Origin of the sequence: Sulfitobacter sp. HI0040, assembly GCF_001634885.1 — a bacterium.
In the GTDB taxonomy this organism is placed as follows: Bacteria; Pseudomonadota; Alphaproteobacteria; order Rhodobacterales; family Rhodobacteraceae; genus Sulfitobacter.
On the sequence record NZ_LWEX01000350.1, the window covers coordinates 1 to 19,693 of the forward strand.

A 19,693-nucleotide genomic window follows, 5' to 3' on the forward strand; every position below is an offset into this window, starting at 1 on the left:
GATGATCATCGTTGGCGGGATGGGTTCCATCGTGGGGGCTCTGGTCGGCGTCTTCATTATCCGCATCATCCAGGAAATCATTGCGACCGTTGGCCCCAATATCGCCGACTCGGTATCATTCCTTGGCGGTGACATTGTGTTCGCTGGCATGAATGTCGTTCTTGGCGGCGTAATCGCATTGTTTATGATTCTGGAACCCAAGGGGCTGATGCACCGCTGGAACATCCTGAAGTCGTCTTACCGTATCTGGCCGTTTCCTTACTGAGAAATAGAACGGCTCTAAACCTGGGAGGAAGAAAAAATGACTTACCAATCGAATCGAGGTCTTCGCGGCTTACTGGCAGCGGCTGCCTTGGCGGCCGCGGCTACCATGCCTTTGAAGGCGCAGGCCGAAGAGACCTATAATCTGGCCCTGCTGTCGGACTTTTCCGGCCCCTATGCTGACATCATGCCCATTCTTGCAGGCGGACGCGAAGCTGTGTTCACCTGGTGGAATGAAACCCGAGGTCAGGAACTCGGCGTCAAGCTGAACTACAAGAACTACGAAACCCGCTATGACGCGGCACAGGTGGCAAGTCTCTGGCCCGGGATCAAATCGGAACTGGACCCGATTGCGGTTGTCGGCCTCGGTGGGCCTGACGTCGCGGCCCTTTCCGAACGCCTGCCGGAAGACAAAATCCCGATGTTCATGGCCACGGCGGCCTACGGTTTTGCCTGGCAGCCGGATGCCTGGATCTTCAACCCACGTCCAACCTATTCGCACGAAAGCGCGGGCTTTCTGAACTGGATGCGTGAACAGCGCGGCGGAGACGAACCGCTCAAGGTTGCGATCCTCGCCTCCGAAGCCTCGCCGGCCTATGTCGACATGGCAAAGGGCCTTGAACTCTATGCCGAAGAGCACCCCGAGGAGATCGACGTCGTCGAGGTCATCTATACCGAAGTTCAACCCACCGACCTGACGGGGCAAATGCGCCGCGTTGTACGGGCCGGGGCCGAGGCGCTGATCATCCAGACGAACACCTCAATCGTGGTTGCCGCGAAACGTGGGCTGCAGGCCAACGGGGCAAACATCCCGATCATGATGAGCTCGCATAACGGGCTTCCAGCCTCGGGTGGCGCGCTTGGCGGGCTTGAGCAACTGGAGGGGGACTTTGAAGCCTACGGCATGGCGATTGCGGCCGATGAGGACACTCCCGCGCGACAATTCTACGAGACATTGGTTGCCGACTACGGGCTCGAGGCACCTTGGAACGTCGTGACCGCGATGGGGATTTCTCAGGGTCTCTATACCGTGACCGTGATCGAGCACGCGATCGAGGCGAACGGCGCCGAGGGCCTGACCGGAGAGATGGTCCGCGAGGCGCTCTTTGCCGAACCGATCACCACCGAAGAAACCCATGGCTTCCTGCCGACCTTGTCCTTTACGCCAGAAGCACCGTTCCCATTGGAAGGCCTCAAAGTGAATGTGGGCACCGTCAAAGATGGGAAAATCACCATCGAGGCAACGGGTGTCGACGTTCCGCAAGTTGAGAAATGGTGAATTAATCCGGGCGCCGCAGTCGCGGCGCCCGTTCTGATCCTTAGCCCCGGGCAATATGACCATGCTGGAACTCAACAACGTAGAGGTGACATATTCCGACGTCATCCTGGCGCTCAAAGGCGTGTCCATGACAGTCCGTGCGGGACAATGTGTTGCTCTGCTCGGTGGCAATGGCGCTGGAAAAAGCACGACGCTTAAAGCCATCTCGGGAACGCTCAAATCCGAGGATGGAACCGTTTCGGCGGGGTCCATCGTTCTGGACGGAACCCCCATTCAGAACATGGAAGCCTCGGAAGTAGTGAAAAAAGGTCTCATCCATGTGATGGAAGGCCGGCGCGTTTTGCGGCATCTGACGTCAGAGCAAAACCTGATCGTCGGCGGGCACATGGTGCCCAACTCCGCCGAGCTGAAAAAGCGCCTGGACCATGTTTACACCTTGATGCCCCGGCTTGCGGACCTGCGCAACCGCACCTCTGGCTTCATGTCTGGTGGCGAACAACAACTGCTGCTGATCGGCCGGGCCATGATGGCCAGCCCCAAGATCATCGCGATCGACGAACCGTCGTTGGGATTGGCCCCGATGATGATCCGGGATGTTTATGAAGTGCTCAAGCAGCTCAAGTCAGAAGGCACGACCTTCTTCCTGGTCGAACAAAACAGCGCCGCGGCGCTGTCGATCGCCGACTATGCCTATGTGATGGAGAACGGCCGGATCGTGATGGACGGCCCTGCCGACAAGCTCGCTGACAACGAGGACATCAAGGAATTCTATCTCGGCGTCACCGCATCGGGCGAGCGCAAAAGCTATCGAGATATCAAACACTATCGCCGCCGGAAGAGATGGCTGGGATAGAAAGGAACGAAGATGAGTAACCTGCTTTCCATTAAAGGTCGTACCGCATTTGTAACCGGAGCGGGGCAAGGCGTTGGTCGGCGAGTCGCGCTTTATCTGGCGGAACACGGAGCCGGTGCCATCGTTGTCAACGATTTTCACGCCGAACGCGCCGAAAGCGTTGCCGCGGAAGTGGAGGCAGCGGGTGCAAAGGCTCTGCCGCTCGCCTTCGACGTCTCTGATTTCGACGCGGTTGGCGCGGCGTTTGCCGAAACGCAGACCACATTTGGCGGCGTGGATATTCTGGTCAACAATGCGGGCAACGCCGGGCCGACATCGCGGCTCGACGATCTGGTCCCGTTTTGGGAATCCGATCCCGACGAATGGCGCCGCTGGATGGCCACCAATTTCGATGGGGTGCTGAACTGTACCCGTCACGCCATGCCGTTGATGGTCAACGGTGGCTATGGGCGCATTGTGACCGTCATTTCCGACGCCGGCCGTGTCGGTGAACCGCATCTAGCGGTTTATTCCGGGGCCAAGGCCGGTGCGGCCGGCTTCATGCGGGCAATTGCAAAAGCCGGCGGCCGGTTCGGGATCACCGCGAATTGCGTCGCCTTGGGGGGCACAAGAACTCCGGCTGTCGCCGACCTGATCCCGGATGCAGAGACCGAGAAGCGGGCATTGTCGCAATACGTGATCCGCCGTCTGGGCGAGCCGGAAGACCCCGCCGGAATGATCCTGTTTCTCTGCTCGGATGCTGCCAGTTGGATCACCGGACAGACCTATCCGGTGAATGGCGGGTATTCTTTTGCCTGCTAGAGCCAAATGCCGGGGGTACCCGTCAATCGGAGCCGCCTGCAAAGACGCTGTCATTGTCGGCGCCGATCTCCGGAGGCAGGCCCGAAATCTCGGAGTCAAAACCGTCGAACTTCAGCGGCTGGACCAGAAAAGTCTCTGTCTTGCCGCTGTCATGCGCGATGGTGCGCAACAATTGGCGGGCGCGCACATGCGGATCCTCCAGTGTTTCGACCAACGAATTGAGCGGTCCCCAGGGCACGCCCGCCTCGTCGAACAGATCGCCCCATTCGGCGCGCGTCTTGCCGACCAGAATTGCCGCGATTTCTTCGCGCAGCGGGTCCTTGCGGGCGACACGGTCGCGACCTTTCAATGGCGCAAGATCCGCCCTGTCGATCACATTGCAGAACGGTTGCCAGAACCAATCCTCATGCGCGATGGACAATGTCATGAGCTTGCCGTCTTTGCAGGTGAACACGCCATAGCCCGGTTCGGCGATAAATTCGCCCAGCGGTGTGCCATTGGCTGCCGGAACAAGGAAGGCGGTGAGCATGGAGACCACTGCGTCCGACATCGAGACATCCACGTAACGCCCCTGCCCCGCACGCTGGCTGGAGACAACCGCCGACAGGATCGCGATGGCCGCAAACAGCGCCGCGCCAATATCCGCCAAGGGGACGGTGGGCAACGGTCCGGGCTGCCCCGCATCCGCCTGATCGGCCAGCAGGCCGCCGACCCCTTCATAGCTCAGATCATGCCCCGCCCTGTCACGATAGGGGCCGTCCTGCCCGTAGCCGGAAATCGATACATAAACCAGCCGCGAGTTGACACTGCGCATGTCCTCGAAACCGGCGCCCAAGGCCGCAAGCTTTCCGGGGCGGAACCCTTCAACGATGACATCGGCGCTTTTCGCCAGATCGCGAAACCGCGTCAACCCCTCGGCGGACTTCAGGTCGAGCGCAACGCTGCGTTTGCCGCGGTTCAGGGCCCTAAACAGAGGCGGAAACTGACGGGCCGGATCGCCGACACCCGGTCGTTCGACCATGATCACCTCGGCGCCCATGTCCGACAGCAGCATCGTCGCATAGGGACCCGGGAATTGTTCGGCAAGGCTGAGGATTTTCAGGCCGGCCAAGGGTGCAGTGCTCATATCAATCTCCAGCTCTTTTGTTTTCCACGTGCGGGTCCGCCCGAGTGCACCGCAAATCGCCGCAAAAGACAAGGCGAAAAGCCAATAATATTTATAAATTTCAGGAGCTTAACATGAGTGAAGCGGAACAGACGCTATTTGTCGAGCGTGTCGACAGAACCGAATGGATTAGCTTCCAACGCACCGAACAGCTCAACGCGATGTCAACGCAGATGCTGCGCGAGATGGCAGCAGCGCTGGAATCGGCGCTGGCCGACGATGGGGTACGTACAATTGTCCTGACCGGCTCTGGCCGGGCATTCTGCGCCGGTGCCGATCTGAAAGAAGTTGCGGGCGCCAAACATGCGCCGGGCGAACCGGATCTGCTGGATCTTGTCGATCACACGTTTGGTCTGATGCGACATGGCCCGAAACCGGTGATCGCCGCAGTGAACGGGCTGGCCATGGCGGGCGGCTTGGAAATGGTGATGGCCTGCGACCTGGTCTTTGCCGCCGAAAGTGCGCAGCTGGGCGACGCACATTCCAATTTCGGGGTCTTTCCCGGAGCAGGCGGCGCGGCGATCCTGCCGCGCAGGATTGGCCTGAACCGCGCGAAATACCTGCTGTTCTCGGGCGAGAACGTTTCGGCGCGGGACATGATGGACTGGGGGCTGGTCAACAAGGTCGTCGCGGACGAAGACCTGCGCGACGCAGTGCAGGTTTTTACCAACAAGCTGGCTGACAAGAGTCCGGCCGTCTTGCGTCGCATGAAGGCGGTCGCCAACCGGTCGCTGGATGTGGACGAAACCGCCGCGCTTTCCGAAGAGATGCTGAACCTGCGCGCGCACATGCGATCCTGGGACATGCACGAGGGTCTGTCGGCGTTCAATGAAAAACGAAAGCCCCAGTTTCGCGGGTACTAGGTAAGGAGGACAAACGATGCAGGACATTTACGTCGTTGGCGTCGGAATGACGCCGTTCGGAAAGTTTCGGGACAAAACCATCAAGGACATGACCGGCGACGCCGTCGCTGCCGCTCTTTCCGATGCCGGAGTGACGGCTGATCGTATCGACGGTGCTTTCTTCTCGAACGCGGTGCAGGGCCACATGGAAGGCCAGCACATGATCCGGGGCGAGATCGCGCTGCGCGAGATGGGCATTCAGGGCATTCCGGTGGTGAATGTCGAAAATGCCTGCGCCAGCGCCTCGACCGGGTTCAAGCTGGCGGTCGATTTCCTCAAGGCGGGCAATGGCGACTGCTGTCTCGCCGTGGGCGCCGAAAAGATGTATTCCGACGACCGAGCGTTGATGTTTTCGGCCTTCGACAGCGGCTGGGACGTCAGCAACGGCGAGGAGGTCGCGCAACGACTGGCCGATCTGGGTGCCGGAGTCGAGGAACCCGAAGGATCGAAATCGCCCAAGCCCTACAGTGTTTTCATGGATGTCTACGCAGGCTTCGCGCGGCTGCACATGAAGACCTTTGGCACCACGCAGGAACAGTTCGCCGCCGTTGCCGCCAAGAACCATGCGCATTCTGCGCATAATCCACTGGCCCAGTACCGCGATTCCATGAGTGTCGATCAGGTTCTGGCCGCGCCGCCCATCACCTATCCGCTGACCCTGCCGATGTGCGCCCCGATTTCCGATGGCGCGGCGGCGGCAGTGCTATGCACCGGCGAAGGGCTGAAGCGGCTGGGCCTCGATCCCGCGCGCGCGATCAAGGTCAAGGCCGCGATCCTGCGGTCCGGCACCGACCGTCCGCCGGAAGATTACAAGAACCACCTGACTCGCCTTGCCGCGCTTGAGGCCTATGAACAGGCCGGGATCGGCCCCGAGGATATGTCGGTGGCCGAAGTGCATGACGCCACGGCCGTGGGCGAAGTGATCCAGATCGAGAACCTCGGGTTTGTCGAATTCGGCGAGGGCGGTCCGGCCAGTCTGCGCGGAGAGACAAAGATCGGCGGACGCATTCCGGTGAACCCTTCGGGCGGATTGGAATCCAAGGGCCACCCGGTCGGGGCCACAGGGATTGGGCAGGTTTTCGAACTGGTCACGCAACTGCGCGGCGAAGCTGGCGCGCGTCAGGTCGAAGGCGCACAAAACGCCATCGCCGAAAACGGCGGCGGGCTGCACGGCGTCGAGGAAGCCGCCGCCTGCGTCACCATTCTTGGCCGCTGAAACAAGGAGACGAACCATGGAAAACGTGATCGCCGCCGCTCAGGCAATCTATACAGATGAGCAACGCATGTTGCTGGAAAACTTCCGCAAGATGACCGAGGCAGAGTTCGCGCCGCTGGCCGAGAAATACGAGAACCTCGGCCACCCGCCCGATGCGGAAACGCTGAAGTCCCTGTTTGCCAAGGTCGAAGAATTCGGGCTGATCAGCGGCTTGATCCCCGAGGAAGACGGCGGAGCCGGTATCGACCGGATGACCTATGGAATCCTTTACGAGGAATTGGCCCGGATATGGGCCGATCTGGCAATTGCGGTGCTGATTCAGGGTCATGCCGTGTTCGCGGTCAACCTCTTGGGAAATGCGGCGCAGAAAGAGGCCTATCTGAAGCCGCTTCTGCGCAGTGAACGGATCTGTGCCACCTGTATTTCCGAACCAGAGGTCGGCTCGAACGTGCGCGAGGTCAAGACACGCGCGGACCGCGAGGGCGACAAGATTTTCGTCACCGGCCAGAAGCTCTGGATTTCCAATGGGGCCCAGTCGGATTTCGCCATCGTTGTCTGCAATCTGGACGACGGTATTTCCATGGTCATCGTCGATCGCGACACAGGCAAATACGAGAGCCGCGAATTGCGCAAGCTGGGGCTTGTCGGTGCATCGACCTGCGAATTGTTTTTCGACCGTGCCGAAACCAGCCCTGACCATGTTCTTGGCAACGAAGGGGGCGGATTGTTCCAGACCCTGAAACTGTTCGAAAGCGCCCGCGTGTTCGTCGGCCTTACGAGTATTGGCATTGCCCAGGCGGCATTGGAATGTGCCGTTAGATATGCACAGGATCGCGAACAGCATGGCAAGCCGATTGGCGGACACCAGTTGATTCAAGGCTATCTGGCCGACATGGCAACGCATCTGGATGCAGCGCGCCTGTTGTGTCAGCGCGGGCTGCAGCTTCTGGATCTGGGCGTGCGCTGCGACACGCAGACCTCGATGGCGAAATGGTATGCGACGGAAATGGCTGTCGAAATCGCCGGCAAGGCCGTGCAGATCCACGGCGGCAACGGCATCACCAAGGAGTTCCCTGTTGAACGGCACTTCCGCAATGCCAAGGTGATGCCAATCCCGGACGGAACGACCGAAATTCAGAAGCTGGTGATCGGGCGAAACCTGACCGGGTTGAACGCGTTCTGAAAAAGGGCCTTGGCCGCCCCACCCTCGACGGTCGTCAGCGTCGAGGGTGGGCACGACCCGGCGGAATCGCGATACGGGCGAAGGGTCAGTAGGACTTGGGCATCCCCAGTGCCTTCTCGGCCACGTAGGAGAGGATCAATTCCTCACTGACCGGCGCGATGAAGTTCAGCACGCTTTCGCGAAAGTAGCGCTCGACGTGGTATTCCTGCGCGAAGCCAAAGCCGCCATGGGTGCGCACCGCCCGGAACGCCGCTTCGTAGGCTGCCGAGCCTGCGAGGTTGCGCGCGGTATTGGCCTCCAGCCCACAGGGCCTGCCCTGATCGTAAAGCGCGGCGGCCTTGTAGGTCATCAGTTCCGCCGCTTGAAGACGCATCCACACCGCGGCAAGCGGATGCTGGATCGCTTGGTTCTGGCCGATCGGACGGCCAAAGACAACGCGCTCGCGCGCATAGGCCGCCGCCTTTTCCAGAACATGCATCCCGAACCCGACCGCTGCCGCAGCGACAATGATCCGCTCGGCGTTCAACCCGTGCAGCAGAACCTTGAATCCCTCGCCTTCTGCTCCGATCCGATTTTCCTCTGGAACCTCCAGCCCGTCAATGAAGATGGCGTTGGAATCGACTGCCTTGCGTCCCATCTTGGCAATTTCATGCACGTCGATCTTGCTACGGTCGAAATCCGTGTAGAACACCGACATGCCGTCGGTCGGTCGCTTGCATTCCTCGATCGGCGTGGTCCTGGTAACCAACAGGATGTGATCTGCGCGCTGTGCCGTCGACGTCCAGACCTTGCGCCCGTTGACCACATATCCCCCGCCTTCGCGGCGGCGCGCGAAGGTGGAGATATTCGTGGTGTCGAGGCCCGCGTCCGGTTCAGTCACGCCGAAGCAGGAGCGGTGCTCACCCCGGATCAGAGGCGGCAGCATCCGCGCCTTTTGTTCGTCGGTGCCGAAGCCGACCACCGGTTGCAGCCCGAAGATATTGATATGCACCGCAGAACTGGCCGCCGCGCCGTAGCGCCCGATTTCCTGCATGACCAGAGATGCCTCGGTAATGCCCAGGCCCGAACCGCCGTATTGGTCCTCCATGGTCACGCCGTAGAAACCGCCTTTCGCGATCTCGGCCGCGAAATCTTCGGGGAAGGTCCCGGTTCGTTCTCGTTCCAGCCAGTAGGCATCGTCGAAACGCGAGCAGATCTTGGCCACTGCGTCGCGGATGGCCCGTTGCTCTTCGGTGAGATCGAAATCCATGAGATCACTCCTTCTTCTGACTTGGGTGTGGTCGCTCCGAATGCTCGGGCGGGGCGGGTTCCGCCATATGCGGGCGCCAGGAGCCGGGATCTCCTGTGGCAAGATTGCCGAACTGGCGCTCGGCGGCAAAGACGTCGCTGCGGATCTGCACGAGGTGAGCCATGACCGGGCGGCCTTCGGGATCGAACAAGCGCGAGACCACATGGGCCACCGGCTCGCTGAGGGTGATGCCCAACAGGTGCGCGGTGGCGATGTCGGCCCGAACGATGGTGATGATCTGGTCGCCCGACAGATCCGTCAGGCCGGTGTGGTCGCGCAGCAGTTGTGAATAGAGCTGCGTTTCGTCAGCGCCCTCAGGCAGCATATCGAAATAGCGTTGCGGCAGCCACAGATCGACCAGCGAATAGGGCTGCTGCCCGGCGTGATGGCGCTTGCGAACATGAACCAGCGGCGTTTCCAAACCGATCAGGTCGCGGCCAAGATCGGGACGGTCTTCACAGGACACGCGCGACAGAATTTCGATGCGGACTTGCGCCCCGAGCGTCAGCGGATCGTAGGCGGGCGTATGCGCCTCTATCTGCTCGGCCGACGTTGTGACAAAGGTGCCCAGCCCGCGGGTGCTGTCGATCAGGCCCTCGCTGCGCAGAACCCCCAGGGCCTGGCGGACGGTCTCGCGCGCCAGACCGTATTCTTCGCGCAGGACCAGCAAGGTGGGCAACTGGCTGTGTGTGGGCCAATGGCCGCAGCGAATCTTTTCGCGAAACAGGCTTGCGAGCTTGAGATACAAGGGGATGCCGTCACGCTGCCGAAGCAGTTCCCTGGCCGAGCCTTCCTCCGGGCGGGGACAGTGGCCGACGCCGGTGGTCCGGGTGCCGCTCAAGGCTGGTCGCCGGACCGAGGCACCGCTCCCGTCAGACCGTCGTTTGCCGACGAGTCCTGCTCGGGTTGCACAACGATACCGGCCTCTATCAGTTGAGCAACCCTTTCCGGTGAGAAGCCGAACTCTTCCAGTATCGCCGTGCCTTGTGCGCCAAGGGCAGGTGCTGGAAGGTCGGGGCCCGTCTCCACGCCTCGCATCGAGTAGGGGCTGCGGACCCGGCGCATCGGCCCCTGCTGAGGATGGACATAGTCTTCGATCAAACCGACGGCGCGGACATGCGGATCGTCGGGCAGATCCTCCATCGCCATCACTGGGGCATTGGGAATATCGAGGGCATCGAACAGCGCTTGCCACTCTGCCGTGGTCCGCTGCGGCAGGATCTGCGTGACGACAATCTCGTAGAGTTGGGGAAAGTGCCGCTGTGCAGTCACGGCGTCGGTCATCATGGGGCCGTCGGCTACGTCGTCGCGACCCACAGCGCGCAGGAATCGCTGCCACTGGTCGAATTTGTAGATCCCATGCGCGATGAAGCCGTCGCTGGTCGGCGCGGGCTTGCGGAACGGGCTCATCACCCGGGCGTAGCCGAACCCGCCTTCCGGCGGCCGGTAGGCGGCACCGTTGAAATGCTGGCTCAGCATCACTGACACCATGGTTTCGAACATTGGAGTTTCGATGTAACACCCCTCGCCGGTGGTGCGCTGCCGGAACAGGCCGGCCAGCATCGCCTTACCCAGCGCCAGCCCGGTGATCTTGTCGGCGGCCACCATCGGCACAAAGGCGGGGGCACCTGCGTTGCGCCCGTTGGCCTCGGCCAGACCCGACCGGGCCTGAATCAGGTCATCGAAGGCGGGCAGGTCGGCATAGGGCCCGTCCTGCCCGAACCCGATCGCGGCGCAGTAGACGATGCGCGGATTGACCTCCCGCACGGCGTCATATCCAAGACCCAGCCGCTCGATCGCAGGCACTCGCATATTATGCGCCACGATGTCCGCCTGACTCAGCATCTCCAGCAGCGCCGCACGCCCTTCGGGGGATTTGAGATCAAGCGCAATGCTGCGTTTGTTCCGGTTCACCGCCATCCACTGAGCGGTCATACCCGGCGCGCGCGAGACGCCGAGGCGCCGGTAATAGTCGCCTTCCGGCGCTTCGACCTTGATCACATCGGCCCCGAAATCGCCCAGGAACTGGGTGGCGTAGGGGGCGAGGAGAATATGGCCCAATTCCACAACGCGCACCCCGTCGAGCATTTGAAACATGACTCTCTCCCTCCGGTTTTATCGTCGGTGCCGGCGACACGGCGCGGCAAAAGACTATAAGTCTATGTTGCTGGATTTTTTTGCACGCAGTGCGTTGACATGCAAGAGGGCCTTGCTAAGGTTCCTGCCACAATGAGGCACAATCAGTTTTCCCCGGTTCGGAGATCACTGCGGAAAATGGCCCGCAATGGCACAAAAAGGGGGGATCGTGGTCGCAATGAAGCCACCGAAACACGGGGGAGCCGTGCGCGGTATGTCAGTCGTCTCGCGCGGGTTGGGCGTGCTGGAGACCGGGCTGGCGGCACTGGCCTGCGTCGCATTAGCGGCAATCATGCTGATCGTGGTCGTGGATGTCGCAATGCGCTACGCACTTTCGATGCCGCTGGGCTGGTCGTATGACCTGATCGGGCTCTACCTTGTTGTAGCGGTGTTTTTCCTGATGCTGCCCGACACACTTCACCATCACGGCCACGTGGCGATCGATCTGTTCCAAGGGGTGCTTCCTCGCCGATTTCGGCACCTTGGACTGGCGGTGGGTTATGCTGCGGGGGCGCTGGTTATGGCGCTGATCGGATTGGAGGCCTGGGACCGCTTCCAAAGCTCCTATGCCGGGCAGGACCGGATCGCCGCGTTGGTCCCGTGGCTGACGTGGCCCGCTTATCTGATTGTCCTGACCGGCACCGCTCTGCTGACACTTCGGCTGATCTACCGGGCGGTCGGGCACGGGCTTTCCATCTTTTCGCGGCTCGATCTGGTTGAGATGCCGCCCCCGCCCGAAACGACCGCTCTCCATGGGGAGGACGCCCTGTGACGGTGGCTTTGGTAATTGCGCTATTGGCCGGGTTGCTGGTGATCGGGCTGCCGGTGGCCCTGGCAATGGCGATTTCGGGGTCCGTGGGGCTTTACCTGTTCGGCGGAATGGCGGTGCTGGGCGGTATCCTGAAAACCGCGCCGCTGAGCACCGCGAATTCCTACGAGATCATCACTATCCCGATGTTCATCCTGATGGCTGAGTTCGTGATCATCTCCGGTGTGGCGCAGGATCTGTTCCGCGCGGCAACCATATGGGTCGGCCGCCTGCGCGGGGGTCTGGCTATGGCCACTGCGGTGGCGGGGGCTGGTTTTGGCGCGGTCTCGGGATCGAGCACAGCGGCGGCGGCGACGCTCGCTTCGACCTCGATTCCGGCGATGATTGACGAGGGCTACGACCCCAAACTGGCCAGCGGCGTGGTGGCGATCTCGGGCACTCTGGCGATGTTGATTCCGCCGTCGGTGGCGCTGATTCTCTATGGGATCATTGCCGATGTCTCAGTCGGACAACTGCTGGTGGCAGGGGTGATTCCGGGAATCTTGGTCGCTCTGACCATCATGGCCACGGTCGCGGTTCTCGTGCGTATCGATCCCTCGGCCGCGCCTGCCGGTCAGTCTTATAGCTTTCGCGAGAAGATCGCGTCGCTGTCGCGTGTGGGGCCGATGCTGGTGCTGTTCCTGGCCGTCACCGGCACGATCTACTCAGGAATCGCCACGCCGACCGAGGCGTCGGGCATCGGTGCCTTCGGTGCAATGTTGCTGGCGCTGCGTGAGGGCAAGCTGGGGTTCGGCTCGGCTTGGGGCTGCCTGAGACGGGCGGCGCAAACCACCTGCATGATTCTCTTCGTGATCCTCGGCGCGCATATCTTCGGTTATTTCTTCACCCTCACGCGGGTGACGAACGATCTGACGCATTGGATCGGAGGCCTCGGCATGTCGCCGATGGGGGTGATGGTGGTGATCCTGATCATCTACATCTTCCTGGGGGCCTTCATGGATCAGATCGCCATCCTCATCCTGACGGTGCCGGTGCTTCTGCCGTTGGTGCTGACGCTGGGCTTCGACCCGATCTGGTTCGGGGTGATCGTCGTGGTGACCGCCGAGGTCGGTATGGTCACGCCACCACTGGGCATGAACGTTTTCGTGGTGGCCCGCTATACCCGTCGACCTTTGGGTGAGATCTTTCGCGGCACGTTTCCGCATGTTCTGGCGCATTTGCTGGTGATCGCGTTGCTCACTGCATTTCCCGTGCTGGTGCTGTGGCTGCCCTCGACAATGAACTGACGACGTCGGCCTGCGCAATAGCGCCAGTCCATAACCCTAAAAGACAGGAGGAGAATGAAATCATGACCAGAATATCCAAATTCCCATCGCCCTTACGGACAGCGGGCTGGGCCCTGAGCGTTGCCTTGCTGCCGCTCGCCGTGCAGCCGGTTGCAGCGCAGGAGATCGAACTGCGCGCGGCCGACAGCCTGCCCACCGGCCATTACATTGCCCAGAGCCTGATCGAACCTTTCATGGAACGGGTGAGCGAGCGGACCGGGAAAACCGAGTTCGCGTACTTCCCGGCTCAGCAACTCGGCAAGGCCAAGGACCTGCTCTCGCTGACCCAGACCGGCGTGACCGATATCGGCTATGTCGGCCCCTCCTATGTCAGCGACAAGATGCCCCTTTCGGCGGTCGGGCAGTTGCCCGAGGCGTTTTCGACGTCGTGTGAGGGCACGATGGCCTATTGGGAGATCGCCAAGCCCGGCGGCGCGCTAGACCAGGCCGAATTCGCGCCGAACGGCGTGCGCCTGCTGATGGCGATGGTGCTGCCACCCTACAACCTGCTGACGTCGAGCCGCGAGATCACCGGGCTGGACAGCATGGAAGGCCTGAAGATCCGTTCCACCGGCGGCGCGCTTGACCTGACCATCCAGAAGATCGGTGGTGTGCCGGTGCAGATGCCGGCGCCGGAAGTGCGCGAGGCTTTGTCCCGCGGGACGATCGACGCCGGGCTCTTCCCCTATCCCAGCGTCACGCCCTACGGCATGGAGACCTTCCTCGACTGGGGCACGCAGGGGATGAACTTCGGATCCTTCGTGGCGACTTACGTGATCAGCCACGAAAAGTGGGACAGTCTTCCCGAGGACGTCCAGCAGGCGATGACCAAGATTGGCGAAGATTTGACTAGGGAAGGATGCGAAACTGCCGACCGCCAGAACCTTGAAGTCAAGCAGCAGATCGCCGAGGCGGGCGTGACCTTCGTTGACCTGCCCGCCGGAGATGTCGAAAAGCTGAACCAGATCCTGTCGACGGTTGGGTCCGAATGGGCCGAGCAACTCAATGCCCAAGGCAAGCCCGGAACCGAGATCCTGGAAGCCTTCCGGTCCGCGCTGAAAAGGAACTGATACCAGATCGTGGTCGGCCCGGTTCCTGTGTCGGGCCAGGCCACCAAAAACGCGCAGAAGTCAGCCGGTGGGTGCATCTGAATCCTGCCCTTCGACACTCAGCTTGGTCGTCCGTTATGCAGCTGAAGTCCGGGCGAGCCGTGCATACGTTCGGCCACATTGCTCTGGCGTAGATGCGCCTCGCCGGTCCCGATCTCGGCGACGAGTTGATGCGCGAATGGCGCGGGCGAATTGGGTTTCGGCGATATGGCGCAGATGGGCGGCAGCGAGAGTGTCCGACCTTTTGTGTATGACTGATCCGGTCCATGCTTCATCGATAGGACGCATGAATGACCATCTCGAAAGAAATCCTGGATGGATAACGTACAGGATCTTCTGCACATTTGATTCCGGCGATGGTTCCTTTCAGCCTGGCTGACCCGGACGGTCAGAAGGATATACTTGGGACAACGATCATGCAGCGCACGGCCCAACCGGCAGAAGTAGCCGGGGCGGTACCGTTTCTGGCGTCCAACGAGGCATCCTACATGACCGGATCCGAAATGGTCGTCGATGGCATTCGCCAGATCCTTCAAGGCGTTGACCGGGGCAAAAGGGACGTCCTCGGCTTCGAATACCTTTGCCCAAAGGCCGTAAGGTTTCGCCCCGATCAGCGGCGCAAGCGCAGCCTGGATGTCTTCGGTGCGGGCCGTTCGCGCCGCGTAATCGTCAAGTTCAGGATCATCGAAACCGGTCAGGCCCGTGGCTCTGATCAGCCGGCGGAAGAAATGAGTTTCAATCGCCCCTATGGTGATGAACTTACCGTCTGATGCCTGGAAGATGCCATAAGCAGCCCGGCGCAATATGTCGGCCTTTGTGACTTCACGCCCGGCGCGGCGGGCCGCGTCCCACACTCCGTAGCGGGGCGCGACCCAGCTGGCCAGCGCATCGGTGATCGACACATCCAGATATTGTCCACGGCCCGTGACATCGCGTGCGCGCAATGCGGCCAGGATGGTGATTATCGCATACATGGCCGCCGACAGATCTCCGATCGGCACGCCAGTCGTGTATTCGGGCGGCCCGTCGGGCGCACCCGAAATGGCCGCCGCGCCTGACATCGCCGCGTAGTTCAGATCATGGCCCGGCCAGTTCCGCGCCGGGCCGGTCTGGCCATAGCCGCTGACCGAACAATAAACGAGGCCGGGATTGAGCGCCGAAAGCGTCTCATAGTCGATACTCAGTCGCGTAGTGACCCCAGGTCGGTAACCCTCGATTACCACATCGGCCCGTTCTGCCAGACGGAGGAAAACAGTACGGTCGGTGTCATCCTTCAGGTTCAGCGAAATGCTCTTCTTGCCGCGGTTCACCACCGCGAAGAGGTCGGGGAACATCACCCGCGCAGCATCGCCCGCGGGGCGTTCTACCTTGATGACCTCGGCCCCCATCTCGGCCAGTTGTTGTGTGGCGTAAGGGCCGGGCAACAGCTCGGTCAGATCGAGAATCCGCAGCCCTGCCAGCGGTGTGATCGCTTTCATTTTTGCTTTCCCCGTTCCTCAGCGCGGGCCGGGGCGGCGATCCCGGCGAGCTCTGCAGAGTCGTCCTGTTCCAGAATCATATCCCAGATCTTCTGTCCTTGCGGGTTCTCGCGCTCCTCCATCAGATGCGCCAAAAGCCCGGCGGACCGGCCGATCAGCGCGAATGCCCTGGCCCAGATCGGGGCCAGTCCCATGTCAGTCACGGTGGCCCCTACCGCGCCCGCCGCGTTGATCGGCAGGAGGCGGCCATATTCCTCACGCGCGGCGGCTTCGACGGCCGTCATGAAGCGCCAGTGCCGCCCATCGAACCCGTTCTCGCCGGCGATGCGGCGCAGCACAGGGGTACGTGGATCGCCTTGAACATGGATCGGATGGCCAAGGCCCGGGACGATGCGGCGCGCGGCGCGAAAGGCGCCCACCACCTCGCGGGCGCGGGCGTCATAGGCCGTGTCGTCATCGTCGTCGGTCAGGCTGCCAATTTCTTCGCGGGTGAAGGCGGCGGCATTCTGCATGGTGCCAAGAAAGTGATTCCCTGCCCCCAGAAGACCCGCGGCCACGGCGCCCTGCAGCGACTCAGGCGCGCCGAGGATGGTCATTCGCGCGGCAATGGCACTTGGGGTAAGGCCATGATCGGTGGCGGTAACGATGATCGCGTTGGTCATCGCACGGGTGCTTGCATCGGGTTCTTTTCCGGTGGCGGTGAAATAGATCATGTCGATGAAATCCATCTTTCCGAGGATGTCATCGGCAAGATCGCGTCCGCGCACATAGATACGGTCGCGGGTGGTGAAGCCGATCTCCGTCTTTACCGTCATTGATGTGCCTTTCCGTGTATGTTGCTTCGTGCGCGCAGGATAACTGCGTCGAGCACTGTGGCGCCCTCGGAGCCGGCGTGTACCGGGTTGAGATCGACTTCCTCGATGTCACTGTGCGACCCCAAGGTGGAAATGGTCACAAGAAGATCGGCCAGCGCGCCCAGATCGGCACCGGGGCGCCCCCGCAAGGGGTCCAGCAAGGCGCGGCCACGGATCTCGTCAATCATCGCCAGCGCCTCGTCCCGCCCAAAGGGCGCGGCGCGGTGCGTGACGTCAGAAAGCGCCTCGACCATCACGCCGCCGAGGCCGAAGCTCACCACCGGGCCGAACACCGGATCGCGGTGCAGTCCCGCCATCACCTCGACGCCCGGCCCCTGTTCCATGCGCTCAACCAGAGCGCGCTCCAGCCTGTGCCCCTGTGCTGAAAGCGATGTCATCATCGCGCCCCAGGCCGCCGCCAGCGCCTGCTCATCCATCAGCCCGACGGCCACGGCCCCGGCTTCGGTCTTGTGTAGAAGACCGGGCACCAGCGCCTTGAGAACCACCGGAAAGCCGATCCCGCGCGCCGCCTCGCCTGCCTGTCTGGCACTGGTCACGACCCGTCCTTCGGGCACGGTCAGACCCAGGTCGGCCAGCACCGCCTTAGCGGCAGCCTCGTCAAGCTCGCCGGGCGGAAGTGCGGGTAGAGCAAGCGTGGAGGTCCCCGAGGGGCTCCAGTCGCCGCGCCAGATCAGCCGCTTCAACGCCGTCACTGCCTTGCCGAGGCTGCGAAAAGGCGCCAGCCCTGCCGCGTTCAGCGTGGCATAGCCAGCGGCGCGATGCCCGCTCATCCAGACCGGCAGGAGCAGAGCCGGGCTGTCCGGCGCCAGCGCGACCATGTCGTCGGCGGACCGGTCGGTGATCGGGCCGTAGTCGGCGGGAATCGGCAGAAGCACAACATCGGTGGCCGGATCGCGCGCCACCAGCGACAGGCAGTCGCGGTTGAGCGTGTCCTGCGTGAAGACCTGGGTCGTCAGGTCCACCGGGTTATCGACCGCCGCATAGGACGGAGCCAACGCGCGCAGCCCGGCGCGGGTATCGGCGGCAAGTTCGGACAGGGTCAGCCCGGCGCTGCCCACCATGTCGGCGGCCAGCGCCGCGGTGCCGCCCGAAAAGGAATAGACACAGATGCCCCGACGACGGGCGATGCCCGCACGCTCGAACAGCGCAGCTGTGTCGATCAATTCGTCCAGATCGTCCACTTCGACGATGCCATGCTGGCGAAACAGTGCCGAGGTGACCGCCGCCGATCCGGCGAGCGCGGCGGTGTGCGAACGGGTGGCAGCAACGCCATAGTCCGACTTGCCCACCTTCATCGCCACCACCGGCTTGCCGGCGCGAGCAGCGGCGCGGGCAGCTGCCAGAAAGCGCGGCCCGTCGCGGAAGCCTTCGGCGAGAAGGGCGATTACCTTTATGTCGGGATCGCCCACCATGTGGTACACGACATCGGCCATCGTCAGGTCGGCCTCGTTTCCGGTAGAGAACCACAGGCCAACGCCGATACCCCGTTCGCTTGCCTGGATGAAGGCGCGGCCAAGTCCGCCGCCCTGGGTGACAAGCCCAATGCCGCCGCCCAGCGTGTCGTTCTTGAATATCGGTGAAAAGGTCAGCCCAAGGCCGCGGTTGATGTTGCTCAGCCCTGGCGAGTTCGGCCCGTAGATGCGCATCCCGCTTTGCCGGGCGATTTCAGCCATCTCGGCTTCGACGGCACGGCCCTCGTCCCCGGTTTCGCCAAAGCCAGAGGTGAAGACCACCGCAAACCCCGTTCCTGCTGCCGCGCAATCGCGCAAGGCGCCCACCACCGCATCGGCTGGAAGGCACAGCACCGCCACATCAACGGGGCCAGGCAAGGCCGACATTGCAGAATAGGCGCGCAAACCATGCACCCTTTCACGCCCCGGATTGACCGGAAAGATCTGCCCATCGAAGTCGGAATGCTCGGCAAGGTTCAGCAAGGTATCACTGCCCACGCTACGCGGCCTTTCGCTGGCCCCCAGGATCGCCACGCTGCGTGGCGACAAGAGCCGCGAAAGATCGGGAAAGTCGCGGGCGACCACCGGCTCAGCCACCTTGCGGCGCCCTCCGTACGAGCAGTTTCCAGACCCCTTCCACCACGGTTTCGCCGCGCTGGTTGATGACCTCGCGCCGGAACGACAGGATGCCGCGTTCGGGTTTCGAAGTCTCGCGCTTCTCGGCTACGGTGACGCGCACGCCAATCGTGTCGCCGATGAAGGTGGGGTTAGGGCAGCTGCACTGCATGTCGAGCAGCCCCAGAAGCGAGGGTTCCAGGAACGTATTCATCAGCATCCGCGTGGTCAGCCCCGACATCACCGACACCACCAGTGTCTAGCCCCCAGTTTCTGTACCAGTGATTTGGTGTTTCTCTAATAAGGTTTCAGGCACTGGCGGGCGCATGTTCAGTGCGTGATGAGGCCTGATCTGGTTGTATTGCCTGAGCCACACATTGATGGCGACCTGCGCCTGTTTCGTGCTGTGGAACCACTCGGTATTCAGCACTTCTCGTCTTAAGGTCCCGTTGAAGCGCTCGTTGTATCCGTTTTCTCAAGGGCTGCCTGGATAGATTTGCATCGGTCGGATGCCGACCTTTCTCAACCAGTCCTGCAGATGCGCCGCAATGAACTCCGGTCCGTAGCACGTCGGGAAGAGGCGCTTGTTTGAGGTTATGGCCATGCGCGCAGCCCTCAGATAGCGACGCGGGTGGCCATAACCGGGTCTCAGGTCTCAACAGTGGTTTTGCACAAACCACACCGCTGAGGAGACCGGCTATGACCGCCACCGATACTACTGCCTCGACCTTGTTGGTCGCCATCGACATTTCCAAGCACCGCCACGAGGTGCTGATTGGCGTACCTGGCAAGAAGCGCCGCCGTCGATTGACGATCACGAACACGCTCGACGACTTTCGGCGCTTGGCCGCCATTCTTATGGACTACGGTCTGCCCGTGAGGATCGGCTTCGAGGCAACCGGCAACTACCATCGGCCATTGGCGCATCATCTCGGCCAGGCCGGGTTCGATCTGAAGCTCGTGTCCTCTGTGGGTTTGGCCCGGACG

The 19,693-nt window shown here is 62.0% G+C and carries 18 protein-coding genes and 2 pseudogenes; 11 read left to right on the top strand and 9 right to left on the bottom strand.

Translation table 11 applies throughout. The annotated features are described in order from the left end of the window. The 4 genes and pseudogenes from A3728_RS15100 to A3728_RS15115 form a co-directional block, all read left to right on the top strand. A pseudogene (locus A3728_RS15100) lies at positions 1-265 on the top strand (branched-chain amino acid ABC transporter permease); the annotation flags it as partial. A 105-nt stretch (positions 266-370) separates the two neighbouring features. Next, entirely contained in the window at positions 371-1,540 is a 1,170-nt protein-coding gene (locus A3728_RS15105) for an ABC transporter substrate-binding protein (protein ID WP_236630525.1), read from the top strand. Between the two features lie 61 nt (positions 1,541-1,601). Next, on the top strand, positions 1,602-2,393 hold the full coding sequence (locus tag A3728_RS15110) for an ABC transporter ATP-binding protein (RefSeq protein WP_067925414.1): 792 nt from the start codon (positions 1,602-1,604) through the stop codon (positions 2,391-2,393). Between the two features lie 12 nt (positions 2,394-2,405). Continuing rightward, positions 2,406-3,194, top strand: coding sequence for an SDR family NAD(P)-dependent oxidoreductase (locus tag A3728_RS15115; RefSeq protein ID WP_067925379.1), 789 nt, complete (start codon positions 2,406-2,408; stop codon positions 3,192-3,194). Positions 3,195-3,216: 22 nt separating this feature from the next. Here A3728_RS15115 and A3728_RS15120 read toward each other — a convergent pair whose 3' ends face one another. Continuing rightward, the gene (locus A3728_RS15120; RefSeq protein WP_236630526.1) at positions 3,217-4,320 is read right to left on the bottom strand and encodes a CaiB/BaiF CoA transferase family protein; all 1,104 of its coding nucleotides are present in this window, start codon (positions 4,318-4,320) and stop codon (positions 3,217-3,219) included. A 44-nt stretch (positions 4,321-4,364) separates the two neighbouring features. Between A3728_RS15120 and A3728_RS15125 the strand changes: the two genes are divergently transcribed. From A3728_RS15125 to A3728_RS15135, 3 genes are read left to right on the top strand one after another with little or no spacing between them, the layout of a single operon-like run. Then, positions 4,365-5,222 carry an enoyl-CoA hydratase/isomerase family protein gene (locus tag A3728_RS15125; RefSeq protein WP_236630528.1) on the top strand — a complete coding sequence of 286 codons (858 nt, stop codon included), beginning with the start codon at positions 4,365-4,367 and terminating at the stop codon, positions 5,220-5,222. Positions 5,223-5,238: 16 nt separating this feature from the next. Then, positions 5,239-6,477, top strand: coding sequence for a thiolase family protein (locus A3728_RS15130; RefSeq protein WP_067925385.1), 1,239 nt, complete (start codon positions 5,239-5,241; stop codon positions 6,475-6,477). Between the two features lie 16 nt (positions 6,478-6,493). Then, complete coding sequence (locus tag A3728_RS15135) at positions 6,494-7,660, top strand: acyl-CoA dehydrogenase family protein (RefSeq protein WP_067925388.1); 1,167 nt, start codon at positions 6,494-6,496, stop codon at positions 7,658-7,660. 85 nt (positions 7,661-7,745) lie between these two features. Here A3728_RS15135 and A3728_RS15140 read toward each other — a convergent pair whose 3' ends face one another. The 3 genes from A3728_RS15140 to A3728_RS15150 are packed head-to-tail and all read right to left on the bottom strand — an operon-like array spanning position 7,746 to position 11,045. Beyond that, positions 7,746-8,909, bottom strand: coding sequence for an acyl-CoA dehydrogenase family protein (locus tag A3728_RS15140; protein WP_067925391.1), 1,164 nt, complete (start codon positions 8,907-8,909; stop codon positions 7,746-7,748). A 4-nt stretch (positions 8,910-8,913) separates the two neighbouring features. Then, the gene (locus A3728_RS15145; RefSeq protein ID WP_067925394.1) at positions 8,914-9,789 is read right to left on the bottom strand and encodes a GntR family transcriptional regulator; all 876 of its coding nucleotides are present in this window, start codon (positions 9,787-9,789) and stop codon (positions 8,914-8,916) included. Continuing rightward, a complete protein-coding gene (locus A3728_RS15150; protein WP_067925397.1) occupies positions 9,786-11,045 on the bottom strand; it encodes a CaiB/BaiF CoA transferase family protein in 1,260 nt (419 codons plus the stop codon). Before A3728_RS15150 ends, A3728_RS15145 begins: the two co-directional genes overlap by 4 nt. Positions 11,046-11,298: 253 nt before the next feature. Here A3728_RS15150 and A3728_RS15155 point away from each other — a divergent pair, with 253 nt between their 5' ends. The 3 genes from A3728_RS15155 to A3728_RS15165 all read left to right on the top strand — a co-directional run bounded on the left by A3728_RS15155 (position 11,299) and on the right by A3728_RS15165 (position 14,248). Next, positions 11,299-11,856, top strand: coding sequence for a TRAP transporter small permease (locus A3728_RS15155; protein WP_067925400.1), 558 nt, complete (start codon positions 11,299-11,301; stop codon positions 11,854-11,856). Continuing rightward, positions 11,853-13,139 (top strand): TRAP transporter large permease, encoded by a 1,287-nt coding sequence (locus tag A3728_RS15160; protein WP_067925403.1) that lies wholly within the window; start codon positions 11,853-11,855, stop codon positions 13,137-13,139. The genes A3728_RS15155 and A3728_RS15160 overlap by 4 nt, the downstream gene beginning before the upstream one ends. Positions 13,140-13,264: 125 nt before the next feature. Continuing rightward, positions 13,265-14,248: a TRAP transporter substrate-binding protein gene (locus A3728_RS15165; protein ID WP_161487252.1), complete on the top strand. Its 984-nt coding sequence runs from the start codon at positions 13,265-13,267 to the stop codon at positions 14,246-14,248. Positions 14,249-14,346: 98 nt separating this feature from the next. On the opposite strand, the gene A3728_RS23740 is transcribed toward A3728_RS15165, so the two are convergent. The 5 genes and pseudogenes from A3728_RS23740 to A3728_RS23985 all read right to left on the bottom strand — a co-directional run. Further along, entirely contained in the window at positions 14,347-15,765 is a 1,419-nt protein-coding gene (locus tag A3728_RS23740) for a CaiB/BaiF CoA transferase family protein (RefSeq protein ID WP_067925408.1), read from the bottom strand. Continuing rightward, entirely contained in the window at positions 15,762-16,580 is an 819-nt protein-coding gene (locus A3728_RS15175) for a citryl-CoA lyase (RefSeq protein WP_067925411.1), read from the bottom strand. Before A3728_RS15175 ends, A3728_RS23740 begins: the two co-directional genes overlap by 4 nt. Then, the gene (locus A3728_RS15180) at positions 16,577-18,688 is read right to left on the bottom strand and encodes an acetate--CoA ligase family protein (RefSeq protein WP_201722339.1); all 2,112 of its coding nucleotides are present in this window, start codon (positions 18,686-18,688) and stop codon (positions 16,577-16,579) included. The genes A3728_RS15175 and A3728_RS15180 overlap by 4 nt, the downstream gene beginning before the upstream one ends. Then, positions 18,681-18,947 (bottom strand): MaoC family dehydratase, encoded by a 267-nt coding sequence (locus tag A3728_RS15185; RefSeq protein ID WP_201722190.1) that lies wholly within the window; start codon positions 18,945-18,947, stop codon positions 18,681-18,683. The genes A3728_RS15180 and A3728_RS15185 overlap by 8 nt, the downstream gene beginning before the upstream one ends. A gap of 18 nt (positions 18,948-18,965) precedes the next feature. Beyond that, positions 18,966-19,169: pseudogene (locus A3728_RS23985) on the bottom strand (integrase core domain-containing protein); the annotation flags it as partial. Positions 19,170-19,405: 236 nt separating this feature from the next. Between A3728_RS23985 and A3728_RS15190 the strand changes: the two are divergent. Beyond that, a partial coding sequence (locus A3728_RS15190) for an IS110 family transposase (protein WP_150120835.1) occupies positions 19,406-19,693 on the top strand: 288 nt, incomplete at its 3' end.

What these genes read in the sequence shown, in the direction of transcription:
- A3728_RS15105 (WP_236630525.1), top strand. Translation starts at nt 371, where the DNA reads ATGCCTTTGAAGGCGCAGGCCGAAGAGACCTATAATCTGGCCCTGCTG.
- A3728_RS15135 (WP_067925388.1), top strand. Translation starts at nt 6,494, where the DNA reads ATGGAAAACGTGATCGCCGCCGCTCAGGCAATCTATACAGATGAGCAA.
- A3728_RS15130 (WP_067925385.1), top strand. Translation starts at nt 5,239, where the DNA reads ATGCAGGACATTTACGTCGTTGGCGTCGGAATGACGCCGTTCGGAAAG.
- A3728_RS15115 (WP_067925379.1), top strand. Translation starts at nt 2,406, where the DNA reads ATGAGTAACCTGCTTTCCATTAAAGGTCGTACCGCATTTGTAACCGGA.
- A3728_RS15150 (WP_067925397.1), bottom strand. Translation starts at nt 11,045, where the DNA reads ATGTTTCAAATGCTCGACGGGGTGCGCGTTGTGGAATTGGGCCATATT.
- A3728_RS15140 (WP_067925391.1), bottom strand. Translation starts at nt 8,909, where the DNA reads ATGGATTTCGATCTCACCGAAGAGCAACGGGCCATCCGCGACGCAGTG.
- A3728_RS15185 (WP_201722190.1), bottom strand. Translation starts at nt 18,947, where the DNA reads ATGTCGGGGCTGACCACGCGGATGCTGATGAATACGTTCCTGGAACCC.
- A3728_RS23740 (WP_067925408.1), bottom strand. Translation starts at nt 15,765, where the DNA reads ATGAAAGCGATCACACCGCTGGCAGGGCTGCGGATTCTCGATCTGACC.
- A3728_RS15155 (WP_067925400.1), top strand. Translation starts at nt 11,299, where the DNA reads ATGTCAGTCGTCTCGCGCGGGTTGGGCGTGCTGGAGACCGGGCTGGCG.
- A3728_RS15175 (WP_067925411.1), bottom strand. Translation starts at nt 16,580, where the DNA reads ATGACGGTAAAGACGGAGATCGGCTTCACCACCCGCGACCGTATCTAT.
- A3728_RS15110 (WP_067925414.1), top strand. Translation starts at nt 1,602, where the DNA reads ATGCTGGAACTCAACAACGTAGAGGTGACATATTCCGACGTCATCCTG.
- A3728_RS15120 (WP_236630526.1), bottom strand. Translation starts at nt 4,320, where the DNA reads ATGAGCACTGCACCCTTGGCCGGCCTGAAAATCCTCAGCCTTGCCGAA.